This is a genomic window from Micromonospora sp. NPDC048063 (assembly GCF_043202855.1).
In the GTDB taxonomy this organism is placed as follows: Bacteria; Actinomycetota; Actinomycetes; order Mycobacteriales; family Micromonosporaceae; genus Micromonospora.
The window spans coordinates 1-16,777 of record NZ_JBIDBG010000029.1 but is presented as its reverse complement, the minus strand read 5'-3'; the positions used below and the strand labels follow the sequence as shown (position 1 = coordinate 16,777).

Below are 16,777 nucleotides of genomic sequence, written 5' to 3'. Positions count from 1 at the left end.
GTGGGCGGATTTGTGTGCTCTGCCCGGGCGGGAAGTGCAAGATCGCGGGGAGGGGTGAGGGTGGGGGTTAGCGGCGGGCGGACGTGGCCCGGTTCGGGATGGGACGCTCGGCGTGGCGGGCGCGGCGTTGGAGCAGGCCGGCGGTGGGGCGGGCGAGCAGCGGCGTGAGCAGCGCGGTGACGAGGGCGCCGAGCAGGACGCCGACGACCACGTCGTGCGGGTAGTGCACGCCGACGAAGGTGCGGGAGAACGCGGCCAGTGCCGCCACCGGCAGCGCGATCAGCCCGACCCGGCGGGACAGCAGCAGCGTCGCCACCGCCAGCCCCCCCGCGATCGTGGAGTGGTTGCTGGGGAAGGACCAGTCGCCCGTCGGCGGGCAGTGCCCCGCGATGATGGCCAGGTCGGTCGCCACCGCCCGGCAGGGGCGCTCCTGGTCCACCACCACCTTCAACGCCTCGCTGCACCCGTACGCGAGCACCACCGCCACCGGCGTCACCAGGGCGTATGCGCGGCCGCGCGGGCCACCCCCGAGGCGTGACACGGCCGCCACCAGCCACAGTGCCCCGAGCAGCAGGATCGCGGCCTCGGTGAAGTGCCCGGCGAACCACTGCACCGGTTGCGGGGTGTCGGCGGCGAAGTCGACGATGTCCCGGTACCACTCGGCGCTGATCTCCGGCACATCCGTCGTGCCCGCATCAGTCATGACTCACCTCACCAATAGTTCATACCGTGTTTACCTCACGGACAACCCTGGAACATCTGGAAGTCGGACACAGTGTGCGTTGGTCGGGCCGAGACCCTGACTTTCGTCTCAGTGATCTCTCAGCCCGGTCTGCCACGGTCGACCCGGTACGTCGGACTCCCTGGAGGCGCTGTGCACGACACCCCGACCGCCGATCGGCCGCCGACCGCGCCCGGGACCGGGGACGACGAGGCCTGGCGGATCCGGCGTACGGAGGCGGACCTCGGCCGGCTCGCCGAGACGGAGTCGATCTTCGCGCTGGGCAACGGCTGGGTCGGCTGGCGCGGCAACCTGGACGAGGGCGCCCCGTACGGCATGCCCGGCAGCTACCTGAACGGTTTCCACGAGCGGCGCGAGCTGACCTACCCCGAGGACGGGTACGCCTTTCCGCAGCTCAGCGACACGGTGATCAGCGCGCCGAACGCCGCCCTGATCCGCCTCTGGGTCGACGGCGAGCCGCTGGACGTGCGCACCGGCACCCTGCGCACCCACGAGCGGGTGCTCGACCTGCGCGCCGGGGTGGTCGAGCGGCACACCGAGTGGGTCTCCCCGGCCGGGCACGGCGTACGCGTCCGCAGCACCCGGCTGGTCTCGCTGCCCCGCCGCCCGGTGGCCGCCGTCCGGTGGAGCGTCGAGCCGCTGGGCGGGACGGTCGACGTGCGGGTCTGCGCCGACCTGCTCGCCAACGAGCGGGTGCCGGAGCGCTCCGACGACCCCCGCGCCGCCTCGGTGATCCATGACCCGCTGACCGCCGAGTACCGCCACTCGAACGGGCACGACGGCGTCCTCGTGCACCGCACCGAGCGCAGCGGGCAGCGGGTCGCCGTCGCCGTCGCGCACGAGGTGCGGGCCCCGGACGGCTTCGCCCCTGGCGTCGACTGCGCGCCGGACCGGCTGCGCCTCACCCTGAGCGGGACGCTGCGCGCCGGCGAGCGGCTGGAGCTGACGAAGTTCGCCGCGTACGAGTGCGCCACGGTGGACGCGACGCCGCCGCAGGGGCTGGCCCGCCTGGTCGTCGAGGAGGCCGGGGCGGCCCGCGCGGCGGGCTTCGACGCGCTGCTCGCCGCCCAGCGCGCGGCCCTGGACGCCGCCTGGCAGACGGCCGACGTGCTGCTCGACGGCGACGCCGAACTCCAGCAGGCCATCCGGTTCGCCGTGTTCCACCTCATTCAGGCGGGCCGGCCGGACGGCGACCGGACCATCCCGGCCAAGGGCCTGACCGGCAACGGCTACGACGGGCACGTGCTCTGGGACACCGAGGGCTACGTGCTGCCGGTGTTGACGTACCTCGCCCCGGAGGTGGCCCGGTCGGCGCTGCGCTGGCGGCACGCCCACCTGCCCGAGGCCCGCGAACGCGCGGCAGAGTTGCGGCTGGCCGGGGCGACCTTTCCGTGGCGCACCATCGGCGGCCGGGAGTGCTCCGGCTACTGGCCGGCCGGCACCGCCGGGCTGCACGTCAACGCCGACATCGCCGACGCGGTGCTGCGCTACGTCGCCGCCACGGGCGACGACGAATTCCTCGCCGGGGCCGGGCTGGAGTTGCTGGTCGAGACGGCCCGGCTGTGGCACGGCTTCGGCCACTGGTCCGACGTGGGCACCTTCCACCTGCGGGGGGTGACCGGCCCGGACGAGTACTCCGCCCTGGTCGACGACAACCTCTTCACCAACCTGATGGCCCGCCGCAACCTGCGCGGCGCCGCCGACGCCGCCGAGCGGCACCCCGAGGCGGCGGCCCGGCTCGGCGTCGACCCGGCCGAGGTGGCCGGCTGGCGGGCCGCCGCCGACGCGGTCTTCGTCGCGTACGACGGCGAGCGCGGGGTGCACCAGCAGGCGGCCGGCTTCACCGCGCAGCCCGAGTGGGACTTCGCGAACGCCTCCGACGACGACTACCCGCTGCTGCTGCACTTCCCGTACCTGGAGCTGTACCGCAGGCAGGTGGTCAAGCAGGCCGACCTCGTGCTCGCCATGCAGCGGTGCCCGGGGGAGTTCACGGCCGACGAGAAGGCGCGCAACGTCGCCTACTACGAGGCGCGGACCGTCCGGGACTCGTCGCTGTCGGCGTCCCCGCAGGCGGTGCTCGCCGCCGAGGTCGGGCACCTCGACCTGGCGTACGACCTGTTCGCCGAGTCGGTGCTCCAGGACCTGGCGGACCTGGGCGACAAGACCGGCGACGGGCTGCACCTGGCGTCGCTGGCCGGGGCGTGGCTGGCGCTGGTGCAGGGCTTCGGCGGGCTGCGCGACGACCGGGGGGTGCTCTCCTTCGACCCCCGGCTGCCGGCGCGGATCGACCGGCTCGGCTTCTGTCTGCGCTGGCACGGCCACCGGCTGCGGGTCACCCTGACCGGGGACGAGGCCCGCTACGAGCTGCCCGACGCCGACCCGGCGACCGGCATCGAGGTGTGGCACCACGGTGAGCCGCTCCGGGTCACCGGCGCCGGGCCGGTGGTCCGGCCGATGCCTGTCGTCCCCGACCCCGGCCCCGAGCCGCCCTCCCCGCCCGGCCGCCGGCCCACCCGCCGCTCCGCCGGCGACCGCTGATGTGTAAGGAAGGGCACCTTCCTATCGTTTTTTGTAGAGGAAGGGTCCCTTCCTTACATCTGGGTAGGGTGGTGCGGTGCCAGAACTTCAGCGGCTCGCCACTCACCACGCCGCCGCGCTGCTGCGCTTCGAACGCGACAACCGGGAGTGGTTCGCCCGGTCGGTGCCGGACCGGGGCGACGCGTACTTCGCCGACTTCGACGCGCGGCACGCGGGGCTGCTCGCCGAGCAGGAGGCCGGCGCGTGCCACTTCCACGTCCTGGTCGACGCCGACGGGGCGGTGCTGGGCCGGTTCAACCTGGTCGACGTCGTCGACGGCGAGGCCGAGCTGGGCTACCGGGTGGCCGAGCGGGCCGCCGGGCGCGGGGTGGCGACCGACGGCGTCCGCCGTGTGGCCGCGCTGGCCCGTGCGGCGTACGGGCTGTGCCGGCTGACCGCCAGGACGACCCTGGACAACGCCGGTTCGCGCGCGGTGCTGCGGCGCACCAGCTTCACGCCGGTCGGCGAGGTGTCACTCGACGGGCGCCCCGGCCTGCGGTTCGTCCGCCAGCTGACGGCCGACGACTGACGCGCCGGTCATCCGCTCCCGGACGGCCTCCAGCGCCTCGAAGGCGTACGCCCAGTTGTGGCACTTGAAGCTGCGCAGCCCCTCGATCGGGGTGCGGCAGTCGGCGCAGCGCACCCCGGCGATCGCGTCCGGGACCTCGGTGTTGACGTACCTGCGGTCGCCGAGGATGACCGTCGCGATCATCATCCGGTCGTGCACGCCGGAGAGGGCGGAGGAGACGATGTCGTACCAGGTGACCCGCCGCTGGCACTTGGGGCAGTCCGGTTCGTCGCCGCTGACCCACAGCGGGGCGCCGATGCTGCGCAGCGGCATGCCGAGCAGCTTCTCGATGCGCCGCACGTCCGACTCCGGGGTCGTCCACCGGTGCGCGCCGGGCAGCGACGCGGGCGAGTCGTAGACGGCACGGAACAGGACCGGGTCGACCTCCACGGTCTCGCGCTGACGGGTCATCGGCGTGCCTCCTCACGGTTGGTGCCCCCACCGTCGTCGCAGGTGGGGGCAGGCTCAACCGGATCAACGACACGGCGGGCCGCCGGATCGCCGTCGCAGCCCGACGACATCCGCCGGCCGGCTCAGCTCTCCGGCGGCGGCGGCAGTTCGGCGTGCCGCACCTGGTAGCCGCCTTCGGTCACCGGGGCGAAGGGAGCGGGCGCCATGCAGGTGCCCACGCTGCCCTCCCGCCACTGCCCGTCCGGGCCCTGGTCGGCGTTGACCACAGCCCAGGAGAAGCCGACGCGGTCGCGGCCCGGCCCGTCGTACACACTGAAGCCCAGCCGCCGCCCGACGAGGTCCGCCACCGGCGCGTCGGCCTCGGTGACCACGGCGGTGAGGGTCGCGGTCCGCGCGGCCGCGACCAGGCAGTCGACCCGGGCCGCGAAGCGGACGGTGGAGCCGTCCGCCGCGACCCGGTGGGCGACGTGGACGGTCCCGGTCGCGTCGGTGGGCAGGCCCTGGGGTGCTCCCGGCAGGGGTCGGGCGTACGGCGTGGCGCGCGCGTCGAAGCTGAAGCTGCGCACGTCCTGGTCCGGCGCGAACGTCAGCCGGACCTCGCCGCTGCCGGTCACGCGCGCGGTCCCGGCGGGCTCCCGGTCTGCCGTCGCCGAGGCGGTGGCGCCCGAAGCGCCGGCCAGGGCCACGCCGACCACGATGGCCGCTGCGCCCAGCCCACGGAGTGTCGTCCTCATCGGTCCTCCTGAAAACGGTGGCGACCCTCGTCGCCCTCGCGTTCCAGGCTTCCGGCCGGCCGCCCGCCACACCTCCCGCGACGGCGTGAGCCCCCTCCTCCCCACGGGGGACGCCCCGCCGCCGGCCGTGTCGGTCGTGCCGCGCGGGTGGTCGGCGTCGTTGCCACGGTGACGCGGCGACGACCGGCGCGTCGACCGGGGAGCGGGTGGAGGATGGCCGAGGCGGGGGCGGGGCGGGGCCCACGGTCCGCGTCCCCGGGCGGCCCCGCCGCTAGTGGTCGTTCAGCATGAGCAGCACCGTCTCCTGCTCGACGTCGAGGTACGCCACCCGCCAACGCGTGGTGGGCGGCGCCTCGTCGTACGACCGGCTGTGCAGCCAGCGGGGAGCGGCCGGGACGTGCGATCGCAGGTCGGGCCACACGTCGGCGGGCGTCTTGCCCTGGTCGTGCTGGGCCGGGTCGTCGGCCGCGATCGGCGCGAAGTCGTACTGCTCCGCCAGCTCTCGCGCGTTCTGCGGATGGAGCCTGACGACAGCCTGGTACGCCCAGTCCGTCGGGCCCGGGGCCCGGGAACACGGGTCGCCCAACGCGCGAGCCTGCCAGTGGATCTCGGGATAGTCGCCGAGGCCCGGCAGTTCCTCCGGCGGGTCCCAGCGGTCCACCCGGACCTTGGCCTCCGCCTCGCGTATCGACTCCTCGCACCCCTGCGCCTCACGTGCCGCCGTGCCACCGCAGCCGGCGACCAGCCCGATCGCCGTGACGATGGTGGCGGCTCGTGTCAGCGTCCCCGTCCTCATGGCGAGGACAGTAGACGGTCGCCGCTCACCCCTGACCGGGCCGCCGCCGGCCGCTCGTCGGGGCTCACGTCGGCTCAGGTGTCAGAGGCGGTGCCGGCCCGGCCGGTCAGAGCCTTCCAGGCGGTGTCGACGAGTTCGCGGACGTCGGTGTCCGTCAGGGTGCCGTCGACCAGCCATCGGTAGACGAGCGGGCCGGCGAGGAGATCGCGCGCGGTGGCCGGCGAGGTGTCGGACGGGAGGTCGCCACGGGCGATGCCGCGCTCGACGACGTCGGTGATGGTGTCGAGGCGGGGGCGCAGGTACCGATCCCGCAGCGGTGCGGCGAGGTCGTCGCGCCCGATGCTGTCGGCGAGTACGCCGAGGACGACCGGCGCCAGGCCGGCGAGCCGGTCCACGAGGCCGCGTGCCAGGTGGTGCAGGTCGGTGCGGGTGTCGCCGGTGTCCGGGGCGGGCGCGACGGGCACCGCCTCGGCCAGGGCGTCGACGACCAGACTGGCCTTGTCGGGCCAGCGGCGGTAGACGGTCGGCCTGGTCACGCCCGCCCGGGTGGCCACCTTCTCGATGGAGAGGGCGCGGTAGCCGCCGTCGCGGAGCAGGTCCAGGGTCGCGTGCAGGATCGCCGTGTCGGTCTCCGGCCGCCGGGGCCGGCCTCGCTCGTTGGCCACGTCACATCCTCTATAATTTACGATACGGCTCGTAAATTATAGGGCTCATGACTTCGCAGAGGGACGGAGCCCTCCCCGCGGCGGCCACCTGGGGGCTGCTGGCGGCCTGGGCGATCCACGACGCCGAGGAACTCGCCACGATGGGCGGCTGGCTCGACCGCGCCCGGCCACGGCTGCGGGCCCGCTTCCCGCAGGTGCCCGAGCGGGTGTGGGACCAGCTCCGGGTTACCCCGGCGCAGGCACGCGTCGCCATCGGCGTGATGGGCGTCGTGATGGCCGCCGCGGCGGCCCGGGGCGCTCGCACCGGCGGGCGCAGCGGCTTCTACCAGTCCGCCCTGGTCGGCTTCGGCCTGCACGCGGGCGGGCACGTCGCCCAGGCCGTGGTCACCCGCGGATACACCCCCGGCGTGGTGACCGCGCCGCTGGTCGTCGCCCCGTTCTCGCTGTGGGCCTGGCGGCGCCTGCGGGCGGCCGGCGTACCCCAGGTCGGCGGCGGTGCCGCGGCGAGCGCGGCCCTGCTGCTGCCGCTCGTCGCCGGCGCCTGTCACGCCGTGGCCCGCATCCTGGCACCGGAGCGGCCACGCTGACGGGCGTGCCGAACGAAGGTGAGGACCCCGCGAAGCCGCCACCACCGGTCTTCGTCGGGGCGGCCACGGCGCGGGTGCTCCGCAGTGGAGGAACCGAGGAACCGGTAGTGCGGGTGACCGGCGGGAACGCGCTCGGCCAGCCGCTTCCGGCCAGGACCTCGGGATCATTCGACGCCTCGCGCCCACCTACGATCTGACCCATGCGTCGCGTCGCGCCGGTATTGGCCCTCTTGCTCCTGGCCGCTTTGTCCGCTTGCACCTCCGAGCCGAAGGAAGCCGGGCACACGACATTGACCGTCCTGCTGGACCGCGATGTGACGGCAGCGCAGAAGAGTGTGGTGGAGCAGCGGCTACGCGCGATGCCGAGCGTAACGGGCGTCGCCTTCGAGACCCGCGAGCAGGCCTACGAGAAACTGCGGAAAGACTCGCCCGACCTGGTGGCGGACCTGGATCCGGAGAACCTGCCGGAGTCCCTTCACGCGACTGTCACGGACGCCTCGGTCGCCGAGGCAGTCGATCTGGTGATGGGTACGGTCGACGGCGTCGAGTGGGTTGGGCTCAAGATCGCCGATGTTGATCCCGTGCCGTCGCGGATCGGGGCGATCGTCCGGCTGGAACCGACGGCTACGGAAAGGCAGCGAGCCGTCGTAGCGGAGGCCGTCCGGGCGCTGCCCCACGCGGAGTCGGTCGAGTTCGAGGAGCGCGACGCCGCCTACGAGCGGCTACGCAAGCAGTGCCAAGGCAAGGGCGACCTTGCCACGCAACTCGACTCGCAGGTGGCGCGCGCTTCGCTGCGGCTCCAGCTTCCCTTGAACGGGAAGGGTGGAACCGGGCTGCCCGAGATCGAACGCCTTGATGGTGTCGAGGCGATTCGACTGGTGCCGGTGGCGATGCTCTGAGTGGCGCCGCCGGAGCGGCGGCCCACGGAGGAGCGGCGCCGCCCGGTCCGCGGCGCATTCCGGCGGGTGAGCGAGTCGGTTCGCCGTCGCCCCTACGTCGTCCTCCTCCGCAGCTCGCAGCGACCGTCGGTGCAGGAGCGCTTCAGGCGCCCCAACGACAGCGTCTGCGCGAGGCCGACCGCCCAGCACATCGGACATCCGCGGAGCGCGAGCAGGCCAACGGGGAACAGCAGCAGGCTCACCGGGCCGACGACCGGCAGAAGTGCGATCGAGCCGATCAGCCCGCCGAACCCGACCACGCCACGGGCGAGGTGCCGCGCCAGCGATTGGCTGGCAAACGAGGGACCGTCAACCATCGACCAACCCTTCCTGCAGGGTGCGGTGCACCGAGGCGCGGGCGCGGTGCAGCCGGGACTTCATCGCGGCCGTGCTGAGGCCGAGCGCGTCGGCGACGGCGCGGCCCGGGAAGCCTTGGATGTCCCGCATGATCAGCACATGACGCTGGTCGGCGGGCAACGCGGCGATCGCCTCGGCGACGCGGCCGGCTTCGAGACGTTGCAGCACCTCGTCCTCGGCCGACGCCGTGGCGATGTCGGCCACTGGCGCAGGGCGATGGCCGACGAGCCGCAGCTGACGCAGGCATTCGTTGCGTACGATCCGAAACATCCACGAGGCCAGCGCGGCGGAGGCACGCAGCGTGCCGATCTTGCGGTAGAGGACGATCAACGCCTCCTGCGCCGCATCCTCGGCATCTTCGGGTGTGGCGCACAGCGTGTGCGCGAACCGCCGTACGCCCGGGTACGAGCCGGAGACCAGCGCGGTGAGCGATGCGATGTCCCCGCGCTGGGCGGCGAGCACCAACTGCTCGCTCGGCCATGCCGTCTCAGCCACGGGAACGTCCCTTCCGCCGCAGCAGGAATACGGTGCACATGCAGACCACGAGGGCTCCGACGGCGATGGCAACCCACCATACGAGCTCCATGTCATCCTCCACTTCTCCGCCGGCGCGTCTCGCCGGCACAGGTAAGAGGCGACGAGCCCGCCAGAGGATTCGGGTCCTGACCGACCAGTTGCAACGGCGCCCGCACTCGACGAGAACCCGGCCCGGTGCGGTGCCCGCCCGGTCCCTCGTCGGTCCACACAGGCGTCCATGATTGACGGTGGCTGCCTTCGTTACCGCACCACGTCAGGTCCCGCGCTTCAATTTCCCCTGTCGGACAAGGATGTCTCAGTGAGTAACACACCACATCTCGGTCCAGTGCCCCAGCGCATTGCCGTCGACGCGGAACAGGTGCGTCGGCTCATCGCCGACCAGTTCCCTCAGTGGGCCGACCTCCCGGTCCAGCCCGTAGCCGACGGTGGCTGGGACAACTGGACCTTCCACCTCGGTTCCCGGAGGTTGGTGCGTCTGCCCAGCGCATCCGAGTACGCATTGGCCGTCGACAAGGAACACAGGTGGCTTCCGGCGCTCGCTCCCCGACTCCCGCTGCCCATCCCCGCCCCGCTGGCGAAAGGCAAACCCGGCGCGGGCTATCCCTACTCGTGGTCGATATACCAATGGCTCGACGGCGAACCGGTGAGCGCGGACCGCATCGCCGACCCCGTCCGATTCGCGGTCGACCTGGCCGAGTTCCTGGCGGTCTTACAGAGCATCGATACCACAGACGGCCCCCGCCCGGGACAGCACAACTGGTTCAGGGGCGGCACGCTGCGCACCTACGACGGGGAAGCCCAGCGCGCGCTCACGGCACTGGACGGCCACGTCGACACCGACCTGGCTCGCGAGATCTGGAAGAGCGCACTGAACGCACGCTGGGACGGTGTCGACAGCTGGTTCCACGGTGACATCGCTTCGGGAAATCTCCTGCTCAACGACGGGAGGTTGGCAGCCGTCATCGACTTCGGGACATGCGGCGTCGGCGATCCGGCCTGCGACCTGGCAATCGCATGGACATTGCTGACCGCCGACGGCCGGCAGGCGTTCCGGGAGCGACTGTCCGTCGGTGAGGCGACATGGGCGCGCGGGCGCGGCTGGGCCCTCTGGAAGACGCTCGTCACTTGCGCCAATGCCTTGGGCGATGCCGACGAGTCGGCCGCGAGCGCACTGCGTGTCCTCGCCGAGATCTTCTCTGAATACACGGCCGGCGCCGTCACCAAGCCCAAGCCATGAACAGCCACCACGCCCGGCAAGCCCTCACCGAGCCATGGCCGCAATCTCCGGCTGGAGTACGAGGCGTATGTCGGCAGCACCTCTGCACTGACCGCTGCCTCAGGCACGCTACGGGCACGACTGACTTGAGGCCCTGCGATCGTGCCCTTGGAGAATCTCGGAATGTCGCCCCTGCGTGAGATAAGGGAGATGGCCACACAGTGGCGGTGATGCAGAAGACCAGACCCCATCTAGTACGTCGTTGACTTACCGGAGGTCAGACAGCCATGCAGATCTACTACCTCGAGATCGTGACCAAGGAGGTCGACGTGGTGTGTGCCACCTACGCGGCAGCGAACGGGGTGCAGTTTGGCGAGCCGGACTCCGGGCTTGGCAACGCACGGACGGCCGAAATGCCGGGAGGCGGGCTGGTGGGGGTGCGGGCGCCGTTGCGCGAGACCGAAGAGCCGGTGGTGCGGCCCTACTGGCTGGTAGAAGACATCGAAGCGGCCGTCGCAGCGGTAGTGGAGGCCGGCGGCGAGATAGCCGTGGAGCCGCTGGAGATCCCCGGGCACGGCACCTTCGCCATCTACGTCCAAGGCGGCAACGACCACGGCTTCTGGCAGCGGTAGACCATCAGCCAGACACGCCTCAGGATCACCTGAGACGCGGCACAGGCCATAGGGACATCGCGGCGTCGGTCCTGGTCGCCGGAGAGTCGGCCGGTGCGGATCAGCGCGCCATCGAGGATTGCGTACGCCAGCCGACCGGTGCGTTCCATCGCCTCGGCGAGGGTGGGCACCTGGGCGTGCCAGCCGTACAAGACGGGGCAGGCCTGGTCGGCGAGGCTGCCGCGAGGCATCATGACCATCATGGCCATAAAGCGCGTAATGCCCGACCTCGCAACCAAAGACATCGCGACGGCCACCGCCTTCTACGTCGAGGTACTTGGCTTCGAGGTCGTGATGGACATGGGCTGGATCGTGACCCTGAGCGATCGTGCCAACCCGAAAGCCCAGCTGAGTCTCATGACCCACGACGCCACCGCACCGGTCGTCCCCGACGTGTCCGTGGAGGTCGATGATGTCGATGCCGCGTATCAGGCCGCCCGAAACGTCGGCGCTGAGATCGTGCACCCACTCACCGACGAACCATGGGGAGTCCGACGCTTCTTCATGCGCGACCCCAACGGCAGGGTCATCAACGTCCTCACCCACCGGAGCTGACGACCCGTGAGCGACGCCTGTTCACCGACCTCCGGAGTCGGTCGAGGTCGTGTGACCGGCGTGCCGTTGACGTGCCGTGTGGCGAGGACGGCAGGGGCCGGTAGGGCCACGACCCGGTGGCTTGCCGGCGGTGCGGAGTCGAGGTAGCTGGTTAGGCTCGGACCATGCCCCTTACCGCGGACGACGTCGACCGGTTCGTGGCTTTCAGGCCGCGCCTGGAGGCCATCGCCTACCGCCTCCTCGGATCTGCGGGGGAGGCCGAGGACGCCGTGCAGGAGGCGTTCCTGCGCTGGCAGGCCGCCGACGTCGACCGCATCGAGGTGCCCGAGGCGTGGCTGACGAAGGTCCTCACCAACCTGTGCCTCAACCAGCTCACCTCCGCACGGGCGCGCCGCGAGACCTATGTGGGCCAGTGGCTCCCCGAGCCCCTGCTCGCCGGGGACCCCATGCTCGGCCCGGCCGACACCGCCGAGCAGCGCGAATCGGTCTCGTACGCGGTCCTCACTCTTCTGGAGCGCCTCTTGCCGAAGGAGCGGGCGGTGTACGTGCTGCGGGAAGCCTTCGACTACCCGCACCGAGAGATCGCGGAGATCCTCGACATCACCGAGGCCACCAGCCAGCAGATCTTCCACCGCGCCAAGAAGCACGTCGCGGACGGCAAGGCGCGCACCGAGATCGACGAGGCCGCCGCCCGGCGGATCGTCGAGCAGTTCCTGGCCGCCGCCACCAGCGGCCAGACCGAGCCGCTCGTGCGCCTGCTCACCGAGGACGCCATCGCGATCGGCGACGGCGGCGGGAAGGTCCCGGCCCGCGCCAGGGCGTTCGAGGGCGCCGTCGCGGTCGCGAAGTTCCTGCGGGGCCTGTTCAGACCCGGCGAGGTCAAGCGTGCCCTGGTCGGCGGCGCGCCCGAGGTCTACGCCTGGACCGCCAACGGTGACCCCGCCGTCGTGGCGGTCGTGGCCGGCCGGGTCATCGGCGTCATCTGCCTGGAGGTCACCGCCGAGGGCATCGCCGCGTTCCGCACCCAGGTCAACCCCGACAAGCTCGACCGCGCGACCGCGCACTGGGCGGCCGCCAACCACGGGGAGCCCCTGTTCCACGCCTTCTGACCGTCGTGTGAGGTGCTTCACATCGCGCTCCTGTCAGGAAACGGCGGGCCGTCCGGTTCAAGTGGCGAACCCGCGAAAGACAGGAGCAGGGAAATGCAGCATCGCATCACCGTTCTCGGAGCCGGGTACACCGGAGCCATCGCCGCCGGCCGGCTCGCCAAGCGGCTTCGCCACGAGGACGTCGCCATCACCCTTGTCAATGCCGAGCCCGACTTCGTCGAACGCGTCCGGATGCACCAGTTGGCGGTGGGCCAGGACCTCAAGCCCCGGCCATTCAGCGAGATGTTCGCGGGCACCGGCGTCGAACTGAGGCTCGCGAGGGTCACCGGCGTCGACGTCGACCGCAAGACCGTCGCCGTCACCGACGCGAACGGCTCCGAAGAACTCCCCTATGACACGCTCGTCTACGCCCTCGGAAGCGGCTGGAACGCCCAGGGCGTCCCCGGGGCTGCCGAGCACACCTATGAGATCGCCAGCCGGCCCGGAGCACTCCGACTGCGCGAGCGCCTGGCCCGCCTCGACGCCGGGCAGACCGTGGTCGTCGTCGGCGGCGGCCTCACCGGCCTGGAGGCCGCGACCGAGATCGCCGAGGCCCGCCCGGACCTCGACGTCGCCCTCGCCGTCCGCGGCGGTCTCGGCGACTGGCTCTCGCCAAAGGGCCGCGCGCACCTGCGAAAGGTCTTCGGCAAGCTCGGGATCACCGTGTACGAGCACGCCGCCGTCACCGGTGTCGAAGCCGACCACGTCGCCACGGCCGACGGCAAGACCATCCCGGCCGCAGTCACCGTCTGGACCACCGGCTTCGTGGTGCATCCGATCGCGAAGGCGACCGCCCTGGAAGTCACCGGCACCGGCCAGATCGTGGTCGACGGAACCATGCGCTCGGTCTCGCACCCCGACGTGTACGCCGTCGGCGACGCGGCCTACGCGATGGGCTCGGGCGACAAGCCGTTGCGGATGTCGTGCGCCTCGGGCGTCCCCATGGCGTGGCAGGCCGCCGACGCGATCGCGGCGCGCCTGACCGGCGGGAAGCTCCCGGACACGCCGCTGCGCTACTTCAACCAGTGCATCTCGCTGGGCCGGAAGGACGGCTTGATCCAGTACGTCACCGCCGACGACCGCGCCGTGCAGGCGGTCCTGACCGGACGACTCGCCGCCCTCTACAAGGAACTGGTCTGCAAGGGCGCCGCCTGGGGGGTCGCCAACCCGGTGCTCGGGCTGCCGACCCGGCGCCGCGTCCCGCGGGAGCGGGCCGCGGCGGGCCCGGCCGTCGAGGCGCTGGGGTAGGGCCCGACGCAGTGCGGGCGGGCTTCCGGAGTGCGCTTGGCTGTTGTGGCGGCGCCGCCGTACGGATCTCCGCCGGGCGGGCCGGCACCAGCGCGACACGGCATCCATTCGCACAGGTCAACGAAGACGAGATCGCCGAGGGCCGGCTTCGTTGATGTCAGCTTGACGCCCGACCGCGCCGCCCGAACATTGACCGACACCGCCTCCGCCGACCTCGACGTGCATCCCCGGGTGGCAGTGCAGATCCTCCGGCACGCGCAGTTCGCCATCACCATGGCGATCTACACGTGGCCCCGTGGGTGGCCACCCGTGACGCGCTCAAGCGGCTCGGCAAGGCGCCCGACCGATGAACGGCCTACTGCTGTAGCGGCCCTGATCGCGGCGTGGGAAAGCCCGGTCAGGGCCGCTGCTCAAGGCCGAAGGGCTGATCGGCGGCCGGCAGGGCAAGGGCGTCTACGTCGCCAACCCGCTTCCCCGGTAAACCAGGGCCACCCCCAGAGGCGCGACGCCTCGCTCACAAGCTCTGTGCACGGCGTGTGGCAGCGCCCGGCTGTGTCGCTTACCTCGGGCTGTCGTCCGTCTATAGGCCCGCCGGCTCTCCCGATACGGGCCCGTTGCTGTCTGCCACCATTGCTGTCGGAGCCACCCCTGGGCGCGTGCATCGGGCACGGAGCGGGCAGGAGCAAAGTCCTTCCGAGGATCACTTCCCGTCTCGAGTTGCGGCACGGGTCAGTCGCCTACCGCTCAGGTCCCGGGTGGTCCCGGGTACCCCAGATGGCTGCCGGCCCAGCCGATGCTCCCGGGCGGTGGCTTCCACTCGTTGGCGCGCCCCTTCGAGATCGACAGGTTGGGCCAACGCTTGCGCGCCGCTTGCCGGCTGGCGCCTACCGCTGCCCCAAGCTCGGGATAGCCGGCCCCACACATCGCCGCTTCCTCTGCGCTGGCGGATACGAGGTCGGCGAGAAGCCGGCGCATCTGCTCCCCTGCCGCCATGCGCGCCAGGTGGGCCCGCATCCCGTCCAGGTGGCTCCGCTCGTCGTCTGCTCCGCGCTGGGCATCCATGTCAGACGTGTTCAGCCGCTGCGCCCAATTGGTGGCGACAGCGCTCAGTTCCCGCCGTAGCTCCTGCCGCTCGTTCGACGTCAGTTCCCGCATCATGGGCTCCTTCGTCAATGGCCTCTTACCCAGAATCAGCGCGACAACCAGGGTTGTCAACCCTTGAGTGGGCGGTCTCTTGACCTGCCTGCCCGTTCGGCTGACCGTGGGCTGGACGCCTCGCTTACAAGCTCTGTGCGTCGCGTCCGCACCCGTCCGGCAACGGCTACACGCTCGGAGCTTCGGCCGTGCTGGCACCTGTCAACGTGCCGCCGTCCCGCGGCGTTGCTGTCAGCGTTGCTGTCGACAGCCGTTCCACCGGCGACCCAGGCCGGCCGCCGCTGTGGGAGTCGTCGTGGTCCGGTCCCCACGCACGCAGGTCGTCGCACAGGTGAGCCGAACGCGGGTGTGCAACGATCATCGGCATGTCGACTCCACGAAAGGGCAATGCCGCGTAGGCGCCCCGCACAACTGCGTGCCGACTCCATCTACCGGCGACCGCTTGACGGGTCAACCTCTGTCATCCCCGGGCTTTCGGCCCAGGGCTTCAAAGCCATCGCCTACCTCGAACGCACCCGCCTCTGGAACCACGCCGTGTCTGATGCAGTGCGGACCTGGTCATGGTTCGTGCGCCACCCCTGGCATCGCTTGTGGGACCCGACCGCCGGCTGTGGGGTGATGGAGTGCTGTCCGGATCCGCCCGAGCTGCGCTGGATCCTGGACGTCGCCATTGCGGTCCTGCCGCCGAAGGATGCCCGGACCCTCCGCAAGCAGATCGCAGCCCTCGATGAGCAGTGGTGACACGCCGCAAGGGCATCTCGTCGGCTCGGGCGCCTCCGACCCCGTCGTTCATGACCCCCGCCGGGAGGATGCGGACGCAATCTATCGACGGGTGCCGGAGCATGCCGCGCTGCGCGGATACGCAGTTGCCCGGCTCGTCCGCTGGCAAGCGGGAACGAGGATGATCGAGGGTTCTACTGCCTTCTTGCTGCCCGACGTCTCGCTTACAGAGCTGCGTCGCGCAGCCGTCCTCGTCTGGAGCGGTCGTCAGGTCAAAGAACAGCGCACCGCTGGCCCCTCCTCAGCCCGTCCCTGTTCAGCGCGGCTGACTGTCAGCGTTGCTGCCGGCAGAGGCCACCACAATGCGCCCTGCCGATCCGGGAGGCCGCCGTGGAACCCCATACATTCTGCCTCCTCCGTGGCCACCGACCGGTCCGCCGCAGTCAGTTCCTGCCAGCGAAGCCGCGCCCACAACGAACATTCGTAATGCCTTCTACCGCCTACTGAGCAGAGAGCCCGTGCTCTTCATCCTGAGCATTCACGAAGGGGCCCGACGGCTCGGCACCAATGATCAGTCTGTGCGGGTCGTCCTCGGATACCTCAATTGTCATGAAGTCGCCCACGTGATCGTTGACCCTGAGATAAGCGCCTAGGTACTCATTCCAATGAAGCCAGGTGGGCACATTATTCTGACCCGCGATGCGATAGTCCGCGTAGTCTATTTTAATGTCCTGCATGCCGTGCAAGCAGCACCAACGGTTGGAAGTTTTGGCGGGTTGCATCGAACGATGCGGACTCCCCGGCATGCGCAGTTCGCCATCACCATGGAGATCTACACGTTGGTGTCGGCGGTCATCCGCGACGCGCTCAAGCGGCTCGGCCAGGCGTTGGGCCAATAACAGGCGATCACATTGCTCAGTCGGGCTCGCGCGACCAGGATCGGGGCCAGGCTTCCATGCGCGTAACTATTCGTTGGAGGCTTGCCTCAAAAGCAGCGTCGTCAAGATCGTTCTCTCGGCGACGGGACCACAACTCATTCAGGTCGTCTTCAATGGCACCTAAGGGACGTCTCGTAACCGGGTGAAGGCGTTGCCTGGGACGGGGTCGGCGGTCAGCCGGCGAGGATGATGTTGTGGAGGTTGGCGATGCCGG

At 71.1% G+C, this 16,777-nt stretch carries 18 protein-coding genes and 1 pseudogene; 11 read left to right on the top strand and 8 right to left on the bottom strand.

The features are described 5' to 3' along the window. Window positions 1-67: 67 nt before the first annotated feature. On the bottom strand, window positions 68-703 hold the full coding sequence (locus ACGFZ2_RS33155; RefSeq protein ID WP_393460707.1) for a phosphatase PAP2 family protein: 636 nt from the start codon (window positions 701-703) through the stop codon (window positions 68-70). A 171-nt stretch (window positions 704-874) separates the two neighbouring features. Between ACGFZ2_RS33155 and ACGFZ2_RS33150 the strand changes: the two genes are divergently transcribed. After that, window positions 875-3,280, top strand: a complete 2,406-nt coding sequence (locus tag ACGFZ2_RS33150) for a glycoside hydrolase family 65 protein (protein WP_393460704.1) — start codon at window positions 875-877, stop codon at window positions 3,278-3,280. A gap of 76 nt (window positions 3,281-3,356) precedes the next feature. Next, entirely contained in the window at window positions 3,357-3,848 is a 492-nt protein-coding gene (locus ACGFZ2_RS33145; protein WP_393460701.1) for a GNAT family N-acetyltransferase, read from the top strand. Here ACGFZ2_RS33145 and ACGFZ2_RS33140 read toward each other — a convergent pair. The 4 genes from ACGFZ2_RS33140 to ACGFZ2_RS33125 all read right to left on the bottom strand — a co-directional run bounded on the left by ACGFZ2_RS33140 (window position 3,792) and on the right by ACGFZ2_RS33125 (window position 6,493). Then, window positions 3,792-4,298, bottom strand: a complete 507-nt coding sequence (locus ACGFZ2_RS33140) for a hypothetical protein (RefSeq protein ID WP_393460698.1) — start codon at window positions 4,296-4,298, stop codon at window positions 3,792-3,794. The genes ACGFZ2_RS33145 and ACGFZ2_RS33140 overlap by 57 nt on opposite strands. Window positions 4,299-4,420: 122 nt before the next feature. Next, window positions 4,421-5,032 (bottom strand): hypothetical protein, encoded by a 612-nt coding sequence (locus ACGFZ2_RS33135; protein WP_393460695.1) that lies wholly within the window; start codon window positions 5,030-5,032, stop codon window positions 4,421-4,423. A 271-nt stretch (window positions 5,033-5,303) separates the two neighbouring features. Next, window positions 5,304-5,828 (bottom strand): hypothetical protein, encoded by a 525-nt coding sequence (locus tag ACGFZ2_RS33130; protein ID WP_393460692.1) that lies wholly within the window; start codon window positions 5,826-5,828, stop codon window positions 5,304-5,306. A gap of 74 nt (window positions 5,829-5,902) precedes the next feature. Beyond that, the gene (locus tag ACGFZ2_RS33125) at window positions 5,903-6,493 is read right to left on the bottom strand and encodes a TetR/AcrR family transcriptional regulator (protein WP_393460689.1); all 591 of its coding nucleotides are present in this window, start codon (window positions 6,491-6,493) and stop codon (window positions 5,903-5,905) included. A 47-nt stretch (window positions 6,494-6,540) separates the two neighbouring features. Here ACGFZ2_RS33125 and ACGFZ2_RS33120 point away from each other — a divergent pair, with 47 nt between their 5' ends. Both ACGFZ2_RS33120 and ACGFZ2_RS33115 read left to right on the top strand, forming a co-directional pair. Beyond that, window positions 6,541-7,080, top strand: coding sequence for an HXXEE domain-containing protein (locus tag ACGFZ2_RS33120; protein WP_393460686.1), 540 nt, complete (start codon window positions 6,541-6,543; stop codon window positions 7,078-7,080). A gap of 200 nt (window positions 7,081-7,280) precedes the next feature. After that, window positions 7,281-7,979, top strand: coding sequence for a permease-like cell division protein FtsX (locus tag ACGFZ2_RS33115; protein ID WP_393460683.1), 699 nt, complete (start codon window positions 7,281-7,283; stop codon window positions 7,977-7,979). 92 nt (window positions 7,980-8,071) lie between these two features. Here ACGFZ2_RS33115 and ACGFZ2_RS33110 read toward each other — a convergent pair whose 3' ends face one another. Together ACGFZ2_RS33110 and ACGFZ2_RS33105 are read right to left on the bottom strand one after the other, a co-directional pair. Further along, window positions 8,072-8,335 (bottom strand): hypothetical protein, encoded by a 264-nt coding sequence (locus ACGFZ2_RS33110; protein ID WP_393460680.1) that lies wholly within the window; start codon window positions 8,333-8,335, stop codon window positions 8,072-8,074. Then, a complete protein-coding gene (locus ACGFZ2_RS33105; protein ID WP_393260573.1) occupies window positions 8,328-8,870 on the bottom strand; it encodes an RNA polymerase sigma factor in 543 nt (180 codons plus the stop codon). The genes ACGFZ2_RS33110 and ACGFZ2_RS33105 overlap by 8 nt, the downstream gene beginning before the upstream one ends. 340 nt (window positions 8,871-9,210) lie before the next feature. Here ACGFZ2_RS33105 and ACGFZ2_RS33100 point away from each other — a divergent pair, with 340 nt between their 5' ends. The 6 genes and pseudogenes from ACGFZ2_RS33100 to ACGFZ2_RS33075 all read left to right on the top strand — a co-directional run. Then, on the top strand, window positions 9,211-10,149 hold the full coding sequence (locus ACGFZ2_RS33100) for an aminoglycoside phosphotransferase family protein (protein WP_393460677.1): 939 nt from the start codon (window positions 9,211-9,213) through the stop codon (window positions 10,147-10,149). A gap of 266 nt (window positions 10,150-10,415) precedes the next feature. Further along, window positions 10,416-10,760: a VOC family protein gene (locus ACGFZ2_RS33095; RefSeq protein ID WP_393460674.1), complete on the top strand. Its 345-nt coding sequence runs from the start codon at window positions 10,416-10,418 to the stop codon at window positions 10,758-10,760. Window positions 10,761-10,853: 93 nt separating this feature from the next. Next, complete coding sequence (locus ACGFZ2_RS33090) at window positions 10,854-11,354, top strand: VOC family protein (RefSeq protein ID WP_393460671.1); 501 nt, start codon at window positions 10,854-10,856, stop codon at window positions 11,352-11,354. A gap of 164 nt (window positions 11,355-11,518) precedes the next feature. Beyond that, window positions 11,519-12,463: an RNA polymerase sigma factor SigJ gene (sigJ, locus tag ACGFZ2_RS33085; protein ID WP_393460668.1), complete on the top strand. Its 945-nt coding sequence runs from the start codon at window positions 11,519-11,521 to the stop codon at window positions 12,461-12,463. A 93-nt stretch (window positions 12,464-12,556) separates the two neighbouring features. Next, a complete protein-coding gene (locus ACGFZ2_RS33080; RefSeq protein ID WP_393460665.1) occupies window positions 12,557-13,750 on the top strand; it encodes an NAD(P)/FAD-dependent oxidoreductase in 1,194 nt (397 codons plus the stop codon). 406 nt (window positions 13,751-14,156) lie between these two features. Next, window positions 14,157-14,231 (top strand): annotated as a pseudogene (locus tag ACGFZ2_RS33075) (GntR family transcriptional regulator); the annotation flags it as partial. 263 nt (window positions 14,232-14,494) lie between these two features. Here the strand turns inward: ACGFZ2_RS33075 and ACGFZ2_RS33070 are convergent. Further along, a complete protein-coding gene (locus tag ACGFZ2_RS33070) occupies window positions 14,495-14,905 on the bottom strand; it encodes a hypothetical protein (protein WP_393460662.1) in 411 nt (136 codons plus the stop codon). A 387-nt stretch (window positions 14,906-15,292) separates the two neighbouring features. On the opposite strand from ACGFZ2_RS33070, the gene ACGFZ2_RS33065 reads away from it, so the two are divergent. Next, complete coding sequence (locus ACGFZ2_RS33065; RefSeq protein WP_393460659.1) at window positions 15,293-15,646, top strand: hypothetical protein; 354 nt, start codon at window positions 15,293-15,295, stop codon at window positions 15,644-15,646. Window positions 15,647-16,777: the final 1,131 nt, after the last annotated feature.